The sequence below is a fragment of the Dyadobacter beijingensis DSM 21582 genome, assembly GCF_000382205.1.
Classification (GTDB): domain Bacteria; phylum Bacteroidota; class Bacteroidia; order Cytophagales; family Spirosomataceae; genus Dyadobacter; species Dyadobacter beijingensis.
The window spans coordinates 834,867-852,856 of record NZ_KB907788.1; the positions used below are offsets into that span (position 1 = coordinate 834,867).

The following is a 17,990-nucleotide window of genomic DNA, read 5'->3' on the forward strand; positions in this document are numbered from 1 at the left end:
CGCCGCTACACATTCTGGTCTGAAAAACGCGAAAACACGCCTAGCGGAAGTTTTTTGCCAAATGAATCGGGAATGTACAATTCGCCGAACTCATGCTTGACCTCTGTTCCGAAATGCGCCTTGATCAGGTTTTCGACGATCAGCGCCGAGAAACCGAGGGAGTACAGGTTGATGATAAAAAAGAAGTTTTCCTCCTTTAACAACTGCGCGCATAGCCTCAGAAGTTCATTCAAGCTCTCTTCCAGCAGCCATTTTTCGCCATCGGGCCCGCGGCCGTAGGCGGGAGGATCCAGGATGAGGCCATTGTATTTGTTACCGCGGCGCACCTCACGCTGCACGAATTTCAACGCGTCTTCTACCACCCAGCGGATATTGCTGAGCCCGCTCAGCTCCATATTCTCCCGCGACCAGCTGATCACCTGTTTCACCGAATCGACGTGCGTCACATCCGCGCCGGAAGCCTTCGCCGCCAGCGACGCAATACCCGTGTAAGCAAACAGGTTCAGCACCGAGGGTTTTTCCTCCGGCATTTGTTTCAATGTCCGTGTGATGAAATCCCAGTTGGTAGCCTGCTCGGGAAAAACGCCCACATGCTTGAAGGAAGACAATGCGAGCTTGGTGCGCAAATGCAGCTCTTTGGTCCGGTACTGGAACACCCATTTATCGGGCATGTCGCCTTTGGTGATCCATTGCCCTTTTTCCTGCGAGTTTTTGTCTTTTTTGAAAACCGCATTGGAACGCTTGTCCCATTCGGCCTCGGAAAGTGATTTGTCCCAGATCGCCTGCGGCTCGGGACGCGAAAGAACATACGGTCCGAATCGTTCGAGTTTCTCGAATCCGCCGCTGTCGATCAGTTGGTAGTCGGTATGTTGGTCGGGTGAAAGTAGTATCAAGGTTTTTGTTGGTTTAAATTTTGACCGCTGGCCGCCGACCGCCGACGGCTGACCGGTGATCGCTGACGGCCGATTGGTGTATTGTTACGTTTATTTCTACAATCTTAATGAAATCGGCGGTCGGCCGTCAGCGGTCGGTGGTCAGTAAGAAATCTTATTCAAATAAAACACATTCCGTCTCCCCCGCGTGTTGGGGTCGCCGGCTGCGTTCACAATGCGCTGTTCGCCCCAGGCCAGGTAGAAGTTATCATACCAGTAATCGATGTCGTCGGTGCTGGTTTTGCGGACTTTGTCGCCTTCCACGTAGGTATCGTTCGGGATCACGCGGTCGCTGTCGATCACCTGGTCGCCTTTGATGATTTTGCTGCGGATGGCACCGTTGTGGCTGTAAATCAACTTGGAATTGCCGTTGTTGAAAGATTGCACTTTGATCTTTTCCTTCAACTCCATGCTTTTGACGTTATCGAAACTAATGCTGTTGTCCCAAAGCAGATTGCCGTTCCGGTCGACATCCGCCACGACGGCATGGGTATACGTAAAGCCGTCAAAAACCTGCTGGTTATAGCCGCGGCCGCCGTACATCGGGTTCCAAAGATAGGGGTTGTATAAGCCCATTCCGAAAGGATAGCCATAGCCGCCGTAACCGTAGCCGAAACCACCCATCATACTCGGGTTCTGGTAGCGGTATTCGGGATAGAAAACTTCGGCCACGAGCAGGAAGTTGGACGCTTTCGGCACAATATCATGTACCAGCAGCCGGTAGTTCAGTTTCAGGTCGTCGCCGCTTTCCTTTTTCTTGCGAATGCGTTTTTCCATCTTCTCCTGCTGGCGCTCGCTCATGAAATTGAAGAAGTTTTTGAAATCGGTAAAGCTGTGGTATTTGGTGAAGACCGTTTCATTGCCAACTATCTTGCTGATATACAAGCCCTGTGATGCGGCCATGCTGTTACTCTGCATATTGCGGTAACCGTATGTGCCGATTACCATCCGTACCGAGTCGTTCAGCACCTGCAAGCGGCCGCTGAGGAGTGAAAAATCGTCTTCCGGGTCTACGGTCACCTGGGTATACAGCTCGCCGGTTTCTTCGTAGGAGCGCGCCACGATTTTGGTCTGGCGGCCTTTTTTTACGGCAAAGCACACATTCACCAAGTGCTGCGCCGTATCCACTTCCACGGTCTGAATGGCATTGGAACCTTTAATGGCCGACGGTAACACCCTCGTCTGCTGCGTTGTGAGCTGCGTGTGGATCAATACCGGCTCGTTGCGCACCATTCCGGCCATGAAAACCGAATAGCCCAGCGTTTTGAAATCCGTGATCTCGAAGCGGTCGACGGTATTCATCGTAAAGGTTTCCACAAACCCCGGCCCGACATTGACCTTCACAATCTGGTACAATGAGCTGCGGTACTTGCTGAAAAGCAGGAAAACGGCCTGGCCGTCGTAAGAATAAGTGATGTAATCGAGGTTGGACTCGACCGGGCCGTCGATAGACCATACCCGTTCGAGGTTTGTATCGAACTTCTGGACATTGAATGTGCCCTTATCGGGCTTGGAGATCAGCAGCACGCCTTGTTTACCGAGCGGAACCGCCTGGTAAGCCGTGTTGCCCGATAATGGCAGTTCGATCCGCTTCACTCCCTGGGCCGCCAGCTGCGTGCTCAGCATGCCCAGGAAGAGTAACGGCAGGATCAGCCCCGAAAGGGATCGCTTATTTTTTGTCATGTGCCAAAGCAACGATATGGTCGAATTCTTCGCGTTTCACCGGCACGACCGACAGTCTGGACAGGCGAACCAGGTCCATTTGTTTCAAAAGTTCATCCTTTTTGATCTGTGCGAGCGTAACGGTACCGGGAAATTTCTCAACGGGAACCAGGTTTACCACCACCCATCCCGGTTCGTCGGTAGTAGGGTCGGGGTAATGTTCTTTCGAAACTTTGGCCAGGCCCACTACTTCCTTGCCCTCGTTGCTATGGTAAAACAGCACGGGGTCGCCCACTTTCATCGCCATCAGGTTGTTGCGTGCGGCGTAGTTGCGTACACCGTCCCACATGCCTTCCTTTTCGGCAACGAGGTGGTCCCAGGAGTATTTAAATGGTTCTGATTTGACAAGCCAATGGTTCATTCGGTGAGTATTTGTATGGTAGGAGTTAAAATGTTAATCTTTCTGGATTAAATCAAGGAAACTTTGGGAATTTGCTGAAATCAGGCTGTCTTTTTTCCAAAAACGAACGCTGGCCTTCCTTGGCTTCCTCGCTGAGGTAATACAGGAGCGTGGCATTGCCCGCCAGCTCCTGGATACCGGCCTGCCCGTCGAGCTCGGCATTGAACGCGCTTTTGAGCATACGGATCGACAGCGGGCTTTTTTCCTGGATTTTCTTCGCCCATTCAAGCGTAACCGGTTCGAGCTGCTCCAATGGGACTACCTTGTTCACCAGGCCCATTTGCAATGCTTCACCGGCATCGTACTGGTCGCAGAGGAACCAGATCTCGCGTGCCTTTTTCTGGCCTACCACCCGTGCCAGGTAGGAAGCGCCGAAGCCGCCGTCGAAGCTGCCGACTTTCGGGCCAGTCTGACCGAAACGCGCATTGTCCGCGGCAATGGTAATGTCGCAGATCACGTGCAGCACATGGCCACCTCCGATTGCCCAGCCCGCTACCATCGCGATCACCGCTTTCGGGATCGAACGGATCATTTTTTGCAGATCGAGGACGTTCAGGCGCGGCACGTGGTCGTCGCCGATATAGCCGCCATGCCCGCGCACTGACTGGTCGCCGCCCGAGCAGAATGCTTTTCCGCCTTCGCCGGTGAGGATAATGACGTCAATACGCGTGTCTTCGCGGCAGATATGCATCGCGTCGATCATCTCGGTGACGGTCTGCGGCGTGAATGCATTATGCTTATGCGGGCGGTTGATGCTGATTTTGGCGATTCCTTCGTGAAGTGTAAAAAGGATTTCTTCGTATTCTTTAATGGTTTCCCATTGGACTGTACTGGACATAAAATCAGGTTGGTAAAATTGAAATAAATGCAATGTGAAACGCCGTGCATGCTCTGAGCACAGCTTTTGCACACTGCCCGAATGTGCGAAATTAGTCATTGTTTGGGTTACGTTCAAAAACAAATGAATAACTTTCCGGCGCATTCAAAACCGGCGACAATGCCGGTAATCCACACATTCGCTATGATCTGGACGACTAGCAAATCGCTTTGGCAAACACAGAAACGGCCGCGGAATCCCTACTTTGCCCAGGCTTACGATTTTATGGAAAAATGGCTCACGGGACAAGCGGAATTTGTGCTGCATACCTCCGGGTCCACAGGCATGCCCAAGCCCATCACCGTCACGCGCAGGCAGCTTGCGGCGAGCGCGGCCATGACCGGCAAGGCGCTTTCGCTCGGGCGCGGTACCCGTGCGCTCGTGTGCCTGAACGTCGGCTATATTGCGGGCCTGATGATGCTCGTGCGCGGCATGGAGCTGGAATGGGAGCTCACCGTCACCGAACCGACGTCCAACCCCCTGGCCGCATTGGATCATACCGATTTCGACTTTGTGGCGATGGTACCCATGCAGCTGGAAGCCATCCTCGAAAATCCCGCCACGAAAGGGCAGGTAACGCAGCTAGGCAAAATACTGCTCGGCGGCGCGCCGGTGAATGCTTCACTGGCAGACCGCGTGCGGCACCTGGATGTGCCGGTATACCAGAGTTACGGCATGACCGAAACGGTATCGCATGTCGCGTTGAAGGCATTAAACGGGGACGATACCAGTGATCTGTACCAGGTCTTACCGGGCATTGCACTCGGCACCGACGAGCGGGGTTGTCTGTTTGTTTCCGGCGCAGTGACGAATGAGCAACGGGTGCAAACGAATGATCTGGTGGAAATATCGGGGCAATCCTTTCAATGGATCGGGCGGGCCGACAACGTCATCAATTCGGGCGGCGTAAAGATCGTGCTCGACCAGCTCGATCAGCGCCTGGCATTGATTTTAAAGGAAATGCAGGTCCCTAATGCATTTTTCAGCTGGTGGTTACCCGATGAAAAACTAGGCCAGAAGCTGGTCCTGATCATCGAAAACGAACTTGCTGAACAGACCTTGGCGGACCTCGCGGCTGAAATTAGAAGCCGCGTTTCGACCTATGAGAACCCGAAACATATTTACTTTGCAAAAACATTTGCCAAAACGGCGACGGATAAAATCGATAAGCGCGCCACATTTCAACAGCTTTTAGCATCTTCGAATGGATAAAAATCTTCAAATACCCGGTCAGTACACGATTCGGTACCAGACAGCGACGGTCGTACCGGCGCCGTTTGCCCACTTTTACACATTAAAACTGGATATCCAGAATGCAGACGACCTGCGTGTGGATTTCGAAATCATCTACAACGATCGTGAAGAACTGACCGACGACGAAATTTTTGACGAAGGTTTTACCAAAGAAGACGATTATAAATGGAAAGGCAGTTTGCCAGCTGTCTGGATCAGTGAATTCAAGGAGATTTTCGTGTCGTCGAAAACGATCCGCCGCCGGGACGAGAGTGAATATGAGGATTTTATTGAAATAGAGCTGGAAGAAAATGGCAAATATGTGACCATTTACCCCGTCGATAAGGAGCGCTGGTCATACTTTTTGCAGGAAATGATGCAGGCGATTTTCGAAACGGGCGGGCGTGAAAAGCCTTTTGAATTGACCTACCTGGACATTTACAGCGACGGCAAAACGACGATTGACCTGAAAGCGTCGTTCTCGAAAAAGGAATTTACATTAGTTAAAAACTCGGAAGCCCCGCGTCAACTGCAATGGGAGCAGTTGCAGAAAATCATGGACACGGTTTACAAAGCTGAATTCGTGCCCGACAATGCCACCGAAACCCGCCCGACGAAGCGCGGCAAATACCTCACTGCCGGCGACGGATTATGGTACAAAATGGGTGAAGCGGTGCTCGAAACGACGTCCAAAAGCAAGGACCTCGCAAAAATCGAGGCATTGTTCAACGCGCTTTCCAAATAGCCACACGTTACTGACGGTACTGGCTCAGTTCCATTTGCAGTTCATCCACGAGCTGAGTCACCCGTTCTAGTGAAGGCTGCGGCGCAGGCATTTGCAGGCTCACGAAAGCCTTCACTTCCCACACTTCCAGGACATCCCGCAACGGGATTTCCAGTTCCTCAATTTCCGCATGATCGGATGTGAGCAGCAGTATGCCTGCCGTTTTCACCTGATTGAACACATTCCGGTAGATCAGGCCGTGGCTTCGCAGCAGAAACACATACTGCATGCCGTCCTTGATATCATACCAGTTACGGATAAACGTGCCCACGAGCACCGATCCGGGATAGGTGAAATCCTCGCCGCTTTCAAATGCGCGGTAGTAGCCGGAAGGCAGGTTGGGGAGCTGAAATAACGGCAGGCTGTTGAGATAACCCGGATTTTGAAAATTGGCGATATAATCGGCCTGGGCATTGCGCGCCACCCATTGAATGGTAGGGAAGTGGTAGGCCGGCTGCTCCGCCGCCGCGTTGAACTGCGGAGCTTGATACTGGTTATTAAATGTCGGGATATCTGCGGCCGGTTGCGTCGGAGCATGCTGGCCCGCTGCCGGTTGCTGAAAAGCGGGCGGCTGATTTGAGTGATTAACCGGCTGGTGCACTTCTCCGCTTACCGGTTTGAGATTGACCTGCCGCGATACCTGCCGGATCGGCTGTTCGGGCTGCTGGTATGTTTCGACTATCTTGGAGAGCGGCTGCGGCTCCGTGTACCCGGGTGTGCGCGTGGGCGTGGGCTGCGGCATCGCACCGGAGTGCGAAACCGTCATCTGGCGCGAAGTCGTCAGCGGGAGCGACATTTCCGGCGTTTCCCTTAGTTTTCGTAAGTCGTTTTTTAGCAAATTATCCACGCTAACGCCGAATGCGGCGGCCATGTTTTTAAGATTAGTAAGGTTAGGATTGGCGCGCGCCTCTTCGTAAGCGCCCAGTAACGACCTCTTGATCGCGATCTTACGGGCAAACTGTTCCTGCGTCAGGCCATTGAGCCTTCTGAGATACTTGATGTTGTTGCTGACGATGCTCATAGTACAACCAATCCGTTTGAAACTGCCTGCTAATTAGACAAATCTTTTAGTAAAAAACGAATTCAGCAACTTTCTTACCTGTTTTTTTAACTTTTTGAACACAAAAAGGCCGGATCATCAGGATTTGTACGCTCCTGACGATCCGGCTTTTACGGTAATCAATTAATTTCTGGCCAACCGATCGGCCGTCGGCCGTCAGCGGTCCCTATTTGTAAATCTCTTTCTTAGCCGCCTTAAATGTATTGGTCAGCAAACCGCAAATGGTCATCAAACCGACACCACCGGGAACCGGGGTAATGAAGCTCGCTTTCGGTGCCACGTCGTTGAAATCGACATCGCCTTTGATCGAGAAGCCACTCTTCTTTGTGGCGTCTGCGACACGGGTAATGCCCACGTCTACCACCACGGCGCCTTCTTTCACGTAATCCGCTTTCACGAATTCCGGACGGCCCAGCGCTACGATCAGGATATCGGCAGACTGGCAGATTTCTTTCAGGTTTTGCGTCTTGCTATGCGTGATTGTCACGGTAGCATTGCCTGGGTACGTGTTACGCTGCATGAGAATGCTCATCGGCAGGCCCACGATCTGGCTGCGGCCGATTACCACGCAATGCTTGCCGCTCGTTTCGATTCCGGCGCGGGTCAGCATTTCCAGGATACCGAATGGCGTCGCGGAAATGTAGGCGGGCAATCCTTTGCACATTCTGCCTACGTTGATCGGGTGGAAACCGTCCACGTCTTTGGCGGGGTTCACGGCTTCCATTACCGTGTTTTCGGAAATATGCTTCGGCAGGGGGAGCTGTACGATGAAACCGTCCACGTCGGGATCATTATTCAATGATTCTACGGCTTCAAGGAGTTTTTCTTCGGTAATATCCGCTTCGAAACGCAGCAGGGTAGAAGTGAAGCCGATCTCTTCGCAGCTCCGGATTTTGGACGCTACGTAAGTCTCGCTGGCACCATCCTGGCCCACGAGTATAGCTGCCAGATGCGGCTTTTTGCCACCCGTGGCCACCCATTGTTCGACCTCGGTTTTGATCTCAGATTTTATTTGGGAGGAAATAGCCTTCCCGTCGAGTAGTTGCATTATGATTCAGGTAGTAAATATTTCTTGATCAGCGTTTGCATTCCGGTAGTGGCTTTTTCCTGAATGAAAACCATGTTGGATTTTAATGTAATGTCCGGTTTGGCCGGGTCGACGATGTAAATGCGCTTGCCGACGGGGACGTAATGCACAAGTCCCGCCGCGGGGTAAACCGCCAGCGAAGTACCGATCACGAGGAACAAATCCGCCTGCTCGGTCACATCCACGGCCACTTCCATCATGGGTACTTCCTCGCCAAACCACACGATATGCGGTCGCAACTGGCTGCCCAGCTCGCACAGGTCGCCCGTCTTAAGCTCCCAGCCTGCCATATCGTAAACCAGTTTCGGATCTTTCGTGCTCCGCGATTTGAACAACTCTCCATGCAAATGGATCACTTTCGTAGAGCCCGCGATTTCGTGCAGGTTGTCGACATTCTGCGTCACGATCGTTACATCGAAATGTTTTTCCAGTTCGGCCAGGGCGTAATGTGCCGCATTGGGCTTTACGTCGGCCGCCTGTTTCCGGCGCTGGTTATAAAAGTCGAGTACCAGCTCCTGGTTGCGAATCCACGCCTCGGGCGTTGCCACGTCCTCGATGCGGAAATTATCCCAAAGCCCATTATTGTCACGAAAAGTACTGATCCCGCTTTCTGCGCTGATCCCTGCTCCGGAAAGTACAACTAGTTTCTTCATGGGCTTTTTCTGTTTTGTGTGTTTAACCTTTTTTTGTCGCCTTTTTGGCGGCAGGTTTTTTAGCTGCCGGTGCTTTTGCCGCAGCCGCAGGCTTTTTGGCACCGCGTCCCGCTGGCTTATCCGGCGTTTCCGCCGCCAGTTTCAATACCTGTTCGTAAGTGAGCGAAGCGGGTTCGGTACCTTTCGGGATCTTCACATTCTTTTTGCCAAAAGCAATGTAAGGTCCATAGCGGCCATTCAAAACCTTCGCCTCGGGATCTTCCGCAAACTCCTTGATGGTGCGGTTGCTGTCCTGCAAACGCTTTTCCCCGATGATTTCGACCAGACGCTCTTCGGTAACGGCCATCGGGTCGTCCGTTTTGGCGAGCGAGTAGTATTTACCGTCGTGCTTCACGTAAGGCCCGAATTTGCCGACGTTCACCACCAGCTCCTTTTCTTCGAAGAACCCGACCTGACGCGGCAGTTTGAACAGCTCAAATGCTTCATCCAACGTGATGGTTTCCATCAGCTGGCCTTTCTGCAAGCTCGCAAAACGGGGCTTTTCTTCATCCTCCACATCGCCGATCTGCACATAAGGGCCATATTTTCCGATCCGTACCGACACTTTTTTCCCCGTCGCCGGATCTTCGCCCAAATCGCGGGAAGTCAGGCTCTTATCGATTGCCTCTTCACGTGCTTCGGCTACTTTTTTCTGGAATGGCGTGTAAAAGTCCTTGATCATCTGCTGCCATTCGAGCTGGCCCTCGGCAATGTGGTCGAAATCCTTTTCTACATTCGCTGTAAATGAATAATCGACAATGTCCTGGAAATGGCTCACAAGGAAGTCGTTGACCACCATTCCGGTGCTGGTCGGGAAGAGTTTCGCCTTTTCCGAACCGTATACTTCTTTATTGACCTTGCTCCTGATCTGGTCGTCGGCAAGGGTCATTTCCTTGAATTCCCTTTCAAATCCCTGGCGGTCTTCTTTGACGATGTATTCCCGTTTCAGGATCGTCGAGATCGTCGGCGCGTATGTAGATGGGCGTCCGATCCCCATTTCTTCGAGTTTTTTCACCAGGCTCGCCTCCGTATAGCGTGGCGGGTTACGGGTGAACCTTTCCGTCGCCTTCATGTCGGCCAGTTTCAAAACCTGACCGATATTCAGCGGGGGAAGCATGCCTTTTTGCTCTTCGTCCTCGTCATCACTGGATTCGAGGTATACTTTCAGGAACCCTTCGAATTTGATCACCTCGCCTTGTGCTACCAGCTCTTCGGAAGTGGTTGAGATGCCGATGGTGGCGGTGGTACGTTCAAGTTGGGCGTCCGACATCTGGGAGGCAATGGCGCGTTTCCAGATCAGTTCGTACAGGCGCTGTTCGTTGCGGTCGCTGCTGCCTGCCAGGGTAGAAAAATCGGTCGGACGGATCGCTTCGTGCGCCTCTTGCGCGGACTCGGACTTGGTTTTGAAAATACGGCGGTTGTAATATTCGACGCCATATTCTTTAGTTATCTGCTGCTTTGACTTATCTAACGCTTCTTCTGACAGATTTGTCGAGTCGGTACGCATATAGGAAATCTTCCCGGCTTCGTACAGGCGCTGCGCGACGGTCATCGTCTGCGCGACGGAAAAACTCAGCTTGCGCGAGGCTTCCTGTTGTAATGTAGAAGTTGTAAATGGCGGTGCAGGTGTTTTTTTAGCAGGTTTTACTTCAAGGTTGCGGATCGAGAATTCGGCCCCGATGCATTTTTCCAGGAACTGGTAGGCATCCTGTTCGGTCGGGAAGTTTTTGGCCAGCTCGGCGTTCAGTACTTTACCATTACCGAGGTCGAAATGTGCAGTTACCTTAAAGCTGCTTTTGCTTCTGAATGCGTCGATTTCCCTTTCGCGCTCTACTATAATACGTACGGCTACCGACTGCACGCGGCCGGCGGAAAGGTTGGACTTACCGATGCGGATCTTTTTCCAGAGTACCGGAGAAAGTTCGTAACCCACAAGGCGGTCGAGAATACGGCGCGCCTGCTGGGCGTCTACCAGGGCCGTGTCGATGGTCCGCGGTTTTTCGATGGCATTCCGGAGAGCGGTTTTGGTGATCTCCCGGAACACGATCCGCTTGGTATTATCGGGCAGGCCAAGGGCCTCCTTCAAATGCCACGAGATCGCTTCCCCCTCGCGGTCATCATCGGTCGCGAGCCAAACCTCTGCATCTTTTGCCAGTTTTTTGAGCTCTGAAATGACTTTGACTTTATCCGAGGAGATTTCGTAAGAGGGCTGGAAACCATGCTCAACATCAACACCCATATCATGTTCCGGGAGGTCACGGACATGTCCGAAGCTGGACTTGACAGTGAAATCCTGCCCTAGGTAACTTTCAATGGTTTTGGCCTTCGCCGGTGACTCTACGATCACCAGATTTTTTGACATAACTTTGGATTTAAGGACCTGGTAGCACTTTGAATGTCCAAATATAGGGCACAATCCGAGAAAAAATCAAAGCGCAAATAAAAGCAGGCGCAAAAACAGAATGCGCTGCAACACCTCCCGTAGGGGGCGTTTCAAATAATATCCTCAATATACAGGTTGTCAGAACAAAAAAAATTTTGAGGTGGTTATCTAAATGTACGGCTAGAATATACTGGTTTTAAATAGTAGTGAAAATCGGCCGCAATGCCCCCGTATATTCTGTAATTTCGTACTTTCGCCCGTTTTATTGACAACAGATATTGCCTTTAACATTGAAAAGATTTCATCATGAATATCTATCAGGACTACATTAACGAGATTGAAGAAAGAAAAACCCAGGGGCTTCACCCGAAGCCGATTGATGGTGCCGAATTGCTGGGAGAAATCATTGCACAGATCAAGGATACCAACAATGAGCACCGGGAAGACTCTCTTAAATTTTTTATTTACAACACGTTACCCGGAACTACGAGTGCAGCCGGCGTGAAAGCCAGGTTCTTAAAAGAAATCATTCTGGGTGAATCCGTAGTAGAAGAGATTACACCTGCATTTGCATTTGAATTGCTGTCCCATATGAAAGGCGGCCCGTCCATCGGCGTTTTGCTGGACCTGGCCCTGGGCGAGGATGCGGCGATCGCGACGCACGCCGGCGAAGTGCTGAAAACGCAGGTTTTCTTGTATGATGCCGACACGGACCGGTTGAAAGAAGCATTCAAAAACGGCAATGCAATTGCCAAAGATATCCTCGAAAGCTACGCGAAAGCGGAGTTCTTCACCAAACTGCCCGAAGTTCCCGAAGAAATTCATATTGTGACGTTTATCGCCGGGGAAGGTGATATTTCAACAGATTTGCTCTCGCCGGGTAACCAGGCGCACTCGCGCTCGGACCGCGAGCTCCACGGGCAATGCATGATCACCCCGAAAGCACAGCAGGAAATCCGGTTGTTGCAGGAACAACATCCCGGCAAGAGCGTGATGCTGATCGCCGAAAAAGGAACGATGGGTGTTGGCTCGTCCCGGATGTCGGGTGTAAACAACGTGGCGCTGTGGACGGGTAAGCAAGCGAGCCCGTACGTGCCATTCGTGAATATCGCGCCGATAGTAGGTGGTACCAATGGCATTTCGCCGATCTTCCTGACCACGGTGGACGTGACCGGTGGTATCGGTATCGACCTGAAAAACTGGGTGAAGAAGGTAGATGAAAACGGCAATATCGTCCGTAATGAAAGCGGCGACCCTGTTTTGGAGGAAGTTTACTCCGTTGCGACAGGCACCGTTCTGACCATTAATACCCAAACCAAGAAGCTATATAAAGGCGAAGAGGAGCTGATCGACATTTCGAAAGCCCTTACGCCCCAGAAAAAGGAATTTATCCGTGCAGGCGGCTCGTATGCGATTGTATTTGGAAAAAAAATCCAGACCGTCGCGGCGAAAATCCTCGGCATCGAGCAAACGCCTGTATTTGCGCCTTCGAAAGAGATTTCCAACGAAGGACAAGGCCTGACGGCAGTTGAAAAGATCTTTAACAAAAATGCCGTCGGTACCACACCAGGAAAAGTGCTGCACGCCGGTTCGGATGTTCGCGTAGAAGTGAATATCGTCGGTTCGCAGGATACGACGGGCCTGATGACGGCCCAGGAACTGGAATCGATGGCGGCGACGGTGATTTCACCGATCGTCGACGGTGCATACCAGTCGGGTTGCCACACGGCTTCGGTTTGGGACAAGAAGGCGCAGGCCAACATCCCGAAACTAATGAAGTTCATGAACGACTTCGGCCTTATCACCGCCCGCGACCCGAAAGGCGAATACCACTCGATGACGGACGTAATCCACAAGGTACTGAACGACATTACGGTAGACGAGTGGGCGATCATCATCGGTGGTGACTCTCACACAAGGATGTCTAAGGGGGTCGCATTCGGTGCCGACTCGGGAACCGTTGCATTAGCGCTGGCTACCGGTGAAGCATCCATGCCGATCCCGGAATCAGTGAAAGTGACTTTCAAGGGCGATATGAAAGAGCATATGGACTTCCGCGATGTGGTACACGCTACCCAGGCGCAGATGCTCCAACAGTTCGGCGGAGAAAACGTGTTCCAGGGCCGCATTATCGAGGTGCATATCGGAACGCTGCCTGCCGACCAGGCATTTACCTTCACCGACTGGACCGCGGAAATGAAAGCGAAGGCGTCGATCTGTATTTCGGAAGACGATACCCTTATCGAGTCGCTGGAAATCGCGAAAAACCGCATCCAGATCATGATCGACAAAGGAATGGACAACCACAAGCAGGTTTTGCAAGGGTTGATCAACCGGGCAGACAAGCGTATAGCGGAGATCAAATCGGGTGAAAAACCTGCATTGGTGCCGGACGCGAATGCGAAATATTATGCCGAAGTGGTGATCGACCTCGACGTGATCGTCGAGCCGATGATCGCCGATCCGGACGTGAACAATAAGGATGTTTCCAAAAGATATACCCACGATACGATCCGTCCGATCTCTTTCTACGGCGACGAGAAGAAGGTGGACCTGGGCTTTGTGGGTTCTTGTATGGTGCACAAAGGCGATTTGAAGATTGTATCTCAAATGCTGAAAAACCTCGAAGACCAGCAGGGCAAAGTGGAATTTCACGCACCGCTCGTCGTGGCAGCGCCAACCTATAACATTATCGAAGAGCTGAAAAAAGAAGGCGACTGGGATGTATTGCAGAAATATTCCGGGTTCGAATTCGACGACAGTGCCCCGAAAGTAGCGGCACGTACGGAATACGAAAACATGATGTACCTCGAACGTCCGGGCTGTAACCTTTGCATGGGTAACCAGGAAAAAGCAGCCAAAGGCGATACGGTACTGGCTACTTCGACCCGATTGTTCCAGGGAAGGGTTGTGGAAGATTCGGAGCGCAAAAAAGGAGAGTCACTGCTTGCATCGACGCCGGTTGTCGTGCTGTCGGCCATTCTCGGACGTATTCCTAATGTGGAAGAATATAAGGCAGCGGTGGTAGGCATCGACCTGACCAAGTTTGCACCTCCCATCAAGACGCTCAGCAGATAGTCACTGGTGGTACAGTTGTTGATAAGTATAAATGTGAAATCATTAATTTGAGAGATATGGCGTTTGACTTAGATATGATCAAGGGTGTTTATGCCCGCATGGAAGAAAGAATAGAAGCCGCCCGTAAAGTTGTCGGGCGGCCATTAACCCTGTCGGAGAAGATTTTATACTCTCACTTGTGGGAAGGAACGCCTTCGCAAGCTCACGAACGGGGCAAATCGTACGTGGATTTCGCACCCGACCGCGTGGCCATGCAGGATGCGACGGCGCAAATGGCGCTGCTGCAATTCATGCAGGCCGGCCGTCCGAAAGTAGCGGTTCCCTCCACAGTGCATTGCGACCACCTTATTCAGGCGGAAGTGGGTGCTGTACAGGATTTGAAAAATGCCGTTGACAAAAACAAGGAGGTGTACGACTTCCTTTCATCGGTTTCCAATAAATACGGTATCGGTTTCTGGCGCGCAGGCGCTGGGATTATTCACCAGGTAGTGCTTGAAAACTATGCATTTCCGGGCGGTATGATGATCGGTACCGACTCCCACACGCCCAATGCGGGTGGCTTGGGGATGATCGCGATCGGCGTCGGCGGTGCGGATGCGTCCGATGTGATGTCGGGCCTGGCGTGGGAATTGAAAATGCCCCGCCTGATCGGGGTGAAGCTGACCGGGAAACTCAGCGGATGGACCGCTGCGAAAGACGTAATCCTTTGGGTGGCAGGCCAGCTGACGGTGAAAGGCGGTACCGGTTATGTAGTAGAGTATTTCGGTGAAGGTGCAGAAAGCCTTTCCGCAACCGGTAAGGGTACCATTTGCAATATGGGTGCCGAAATCGGCGCTACTACCTCCATTTTTGCCTACGACGAAAAAAGTGCTGCTTACCTGAGAGCCACCGACCGTTCGGACGTAGCTGATGCGGCGGACGCCGTTAAGCAACATCTTCGTTCCGACGACGAGGTATATGCAGACCCGGCTACTTATTACGATCAGCTCCTTGAACTGGACCTTTCGACGTTGGAACCGCATATTAACGGACCATTTACGCCAGACCTCGCATGGCCGCTTTCCAAATTCGCTACGGCGGTGAAGGAGAATGGCTGGCCGGAGGTGCTGTCGGTCGGTTTGATCGGCTCGTGCACGAACTCATCCTACGAGGACGTGAGCCGTGCGGCCTCCCTGGCGAAGCAGGCAGTCGATAAAAAATTACAGGTTACTTCCGAATATACCATTACACCAGGCTCGGAGCAGGTTCGCTACACAGTGGAGCGCGACGGTTTCCTGGATACATTCGAGCAGATCGGCGGGGTAGTGCTGGCCAACGCCTGCGGGCCGTGTATCGGTCAATGGGCGCGCCACGGCGCTGAAAAAGGGGAGAAAAACTCCATTATCACCTCGTTCAACCGCAACTTCTCGAAACGTGCCGACGGTAACCCGAACACGCATTCATTCGTAGCATCGCCCGAGATCGTGACGGCCATGGCTATCGCCGGACGCCTGACCTTCGACCCGCGCGTCGACAAGCTCGTGAATACCGAAGGCGTGGAGGTGCTGCTCGACGAGCCCAGCGGTCTCGAATTGCCTACCAGAGGTTTTGCCGTGGAAGACGCCGGTTACCAGGCGCCTGCGGAAGACGGAAGCACGGTTCAGGTGCTGGTAAGCCCCACTTCGGACCGTCTGCAACTGCTCGAACCATTCCCGGAATGGGAGGGCACAGACCTGAAAGGGTTGAAACTCCTCATCAAGGCCAAAGGCAAGTGCACCACCGACCATATTTCAATGGCCGGCCCGTGGCTGAAATACCGCGGACACCTTGATAATATCTCGAACAACATGCTGATCGGTGCCGTCAACTTCTATAACGAGAAGACGAACACCATTAAAAACCAGCTGAATAACCAGTATGCCGAAGTACCGGCCGTACAGCGCGATTACAAAGCGCACGGAATCGGTACGATCGTGGTGGGGGACGAAAACTACGGCGAAGGTTCTTCCCGCGAGCATGCGGCCATGGAGCCACGCTTTCTGGGCGTACGCGCGATTTTGACCAAATCATTCGCCCGTATCCACGAAACCAACCTGAAAAAGCAGGGAATGCTGGCGCTCACGTTCGTGAATACCGCGGATTACGACAAAATCCAGGAGGACGATACGATCGATATTCTCGGCCTGGAAACATTTGCCGAAGGACAGCCCCTGACGATCGTCCTGCACCACAACGACGGTACCAATGATGAGTTCCCGGTAAACCATACCTACAATGCCCAGCAGATCGAATGGTTCAAGGCAGGCTCTGCATTGAATATCATTCGCAGATCGGTGGGTGCGTAGCTGGTAAGCGGTTCATAATTCAAGCAAAAAGGGATTTCCGGCTGTCGGAAATCCCTTTTTGCTTGAATGCCCACGGCGGGCCTCCTGGCAATGCGTCAATACCCCGGCAAACGGGACTTTTGCCTGCTGTATGATTGATATAGAAATATGAACATCCCCGTCATGATCGACACGTCGGCCATGTTGAAGATACCTGTTTGGAACAGGCCGAAATTGATGTGCATGAAATCGGTGACCGAGCCGTGGACGAGGCGATCGTAAATGTTACCGATGCCGCCCCCTATCGCGAAACTCAGCGCGAGCGCACTCAGCCAGGTAAGGTTTTTTTTCGTCAGTAAATAAATGACCCCGAAAAGCAGCGCGATCAGCGGGATCACCGATAGAATGAAGATCTTCAACCCACCCGGCAGGGAGCTGCCGATGCTCAGAAACGCGCCTGTGTTTTCGACATAAGTGATGGTAACATAGTCGCGTATGACGTGGATCGTCTGGTAAAAGCCCACATTTTCCCGTACCACGCTTTTGGATATCTGGTCACACCCGATATTAGCGACCAGCAGCACGATAATGGCAATGTTCCTGAAAAGGCGGTTTGATTGGATACTCATTATTTGGATAATGCCTTAATAGGCGTCAGTTTAACATCTTTGAACTCGACTTCGGAGCCCTCCGACTGCAATGCGATCTGCCCCTTCGAGGCCGTCGCGTCGTAGCCGTAGTTGACAAGTACGCCGTTGAGCCACACTTTAATTGAATTCTTAACACATTCTATCACCATCGAATTCCATTCTCCCAGCGGCTTTTCCGTACCGTCGGTCAGGTTGGGAATGCGGCGCAGCTTGTCGCCGTTGACGCCCCATTTGTCCTTTGGCCCGCGGCGTTTTTCCATGTCGGGCACGACAATGTCCTCCTGAATGCACCAGAAATCACCTGCATTCTGGTTCATAAGTTGTATTTCAATGGATTTGGGAAACATTTCATACAAATCGCGCGGCTTTGAAACGAATACCAGCGCGCCGCAATTGCCCGGTTTCCCGGCGAAACGGTAGTTGAATGTGAAGCGGAAATTGTCGTACTGCGCATCGGTGATCAAATGCCCGCCCGGCTCGCCGAGGCTCACAAGCAGGCCGTTCCGCACTATGAACGGATTGATCGCCTTCGGGTTTTTGTCCATTTCAGGCACATCGATGTGCCAGCCTTTCAGGTCTTTGCCATTGAAAAGCGATTTGGTTTGACTATATGCATACTGTGACGAAATAGCGGCGGCCAGCGCCAGGGTCAGGAAGAGTTTCTTCATGTACGGTCGATACTATTTGAAGTTTTAATGGGATTTGAACCGGAAAAATTAATCAATAATCGGCTTAGTCGGTGTATCGGCGCTTCAAATGTTGGCTGAAAGGCTTAATTTGGGCATATTA

At 52.1% G+C, this 17,990-nt stretch carries 14 protein-coding genes; 4 read left to right on the forward strand and 10 right to left on the reverse strand.

The window, feature by feature from the left end:
* Positions 1-5: 5 nt before the first annotated feature.
* The 4 genes from H144_RS0117005 to menB form a co-directional block, all read right to left on the reverse strand.
* On the reverse strand, positions 6-893 hold the full coding sequence (locus tag H144_RS0117005; protein ID WP_019943295.1) for a class I SAM-dependent methyltransferase: 888 nt from the start codon (positions 891-893) through the stop codon (positions 6-8).
* Positions 894-1,034: 141 nt separating this feature from the next.
* On the reverse strand, positions 1,035-2,615 hold the full coding sequence (locus tag H144_RS0117010; protein ID WP_019943296.1) for a hypothetical protein: 1,581 nt from the start codon (positions 2,613-2,615) through the stop codon (positions 1,035-1,037).
* Positions 2,602-3,015: an EVE domain-containing protein gene (locus H144_RS0117015; RefSeq protein WP_019943297.1), complete on the reverse strand. Its 414-nt coding sequence runs from the start codon at positions 3,013-3,015 to the stop codon at positions 2,602-2,604. The genes H144_RS0117010 and H144_RS0117015 overlap by 14 nt, the downstream gene beginning before the upstream one ends.
* Before the next feature lie 52 nt (positions 3,016-3,067).
* Positions 3,068-3,892 carry a 1,4-dihydroxy-2-naphthoyl-CoA synthase gene (menB, locus tag H144_RS0117020; protein ID WP_026350764.1) on the reverse strand — a complete coding sequence of 275 codons (825 nt, stop codon included), beginning with the start codon at positions 3,890-3,892 and terminating at the stop codon, positions 3,068-3,070.
* A 183-nt stretch (positions 3,893-4,075) separates the two neighbouring features.
* Here menB and H144_RS0117025 point away from each other — a divergent pair, with 183 nt between their 5' ends.
* Both H144_RS0117025 and H144_RS0117030 read left to right on the forward strand, forming a co-directional pair.
* Positions 4,076-5,143 (forward strand): AMP-binding protein, encoded by a 1,068-nt coding sequence (locus H144_RS0117025; RefSeq protein ID WP_033402926.1) that lies wholly within the window; start codon positions 4,076-4,078, stop codon positions 5,141-5,143.
* The gene (locus H144_RS0117030; protein WP_019943300.1) at positions 5,136-5,909 is read left to right on the forward strand and encodes a hypothetical protein; all 774 of its coding nucleotides are present in this window, start codon (positions 5,136-5,138) and stop codon (positions 5,907-5,909) included. The genes H144_RS0117025 and H144_RS0117030 overlap by 8 nt, the downstream gene beginning before the upstream one ends.
* 7 nt (positions 5,910-5,916) lie before the next feature.
* Here H144_RS0117030 and H144_RS0117035 read toward each other — a convergent pair whose 3' ends face one another.
* The 4 genes from H144_RS0117035 to topA form a co-directional block, all read right to left on the reverse strand.
* Positions 5,917-6,969 (reverse strand): helix-turn-helix transcriptional regulator, encoded by a 1,053-nt coding sequence (locus tag H144_RS0117035; protein ID WP_019943301.1) that lies wholly within the window; start codon positions 6,967-6,969, stop codon positions 5,917-5,919.
* A 205-nt stretch (positions 6,970-7,174) separates the two neighbouring features.
* Positions 7,175-8,056, reverse strand: a complete 882-nt coding sequence (locus H144_RS0117040; protein ID WP_019943302.1) for a bifunctional 5,10-methylenetetrahydrofolate dehydrogenase/5,10-methenyltetrahydrofolate cyclohydrolase — start codon at positions 8,054-8,056, stop codon at positions 7,175-7,177.
* Positions 8,056-8,748 (reverse strand): SIR2 family NAD-dependent protein deacylase, encoded by a 693-nt coding sequence (locus tag H144_RS0117045; protein WP_019943303.1) that lies wholly within the window; start codon positions 8,746-8,748, stop codon positions 8,056-8,058. Before H144_RS0117045 ends, H144_RS0117040 begins: the two co-directional genes overlap by 1 nt.
* 22 nt (positions 8,749-8,770) lie before the next feature.
* Entirely contained in the window at positions 8,771-11,149 is a 2,379-nt protein-coding gene (gene topA / locus H144_RS0117050) for a type I DNA topoisomerase (protein WP_019943304.1), read from the reverse strand.
* Positions 11,150-11,476: 327 nt separating this feature from the next.
* Between topA and H144_RS0117055 the strand changes: the two genes are divergently transcribed.
* A complete protein-coding gene (locus tag H144_RS0117055; RefSeq protein ID WP_019943305.1) occupies positions 11,477-14,248 on the forward strand; it encodes a bifunctional aconitate hydratase 2/2-methylisocitrate dehydratase in 2,772 nt (923 codons plus the stop codon).
* Between the two features lie 56 nt (positions 14,249-14,304).
* Positions 14,305-16,572: an aconitate hydratase gene (locus tag H144_RS0117060; RefSeq protein WP_026350765.1), complete on the forward strand. Its 2,268-nt coding sequence runs from the start codon at positions 14,305-14,307 to the stop codon at positions 16,570-16,572.
* Positions 16,573-16,667: 95 nt separating this feature from the next.
* On the opposite strand, the gene lspA is transcribed toward H144_RS0117060, so the two are convergent.
* Together lspA and H144_RS0117070 are read right to left on the reverse strand one after the other, a co-directional pair.
* Entirely contained in the window at positions 16,668-17,180 is a 513-nt protein-coding gene (gene lspA / locus H144_RS0117065; RefSeq protein WP_019943307.1) for a signal peptidase II, read from the reverse strand.
* Complete coding sequence (locus tag H144_RS0117070; protein WP_019943308.1) at positions 17,180-17,869, reverse strand: 3-keto-disaccharide hydrolase; 690 nt, start codon at positions 17,867-17,869, stop codon at positions 17,180-17,182. Before H144_RS0117070 ends, lspA begins: the two co-directional genes overlap by 1 nt.
* Positions 17,870-17,990 lie beyond the last annotated feature (121 nt).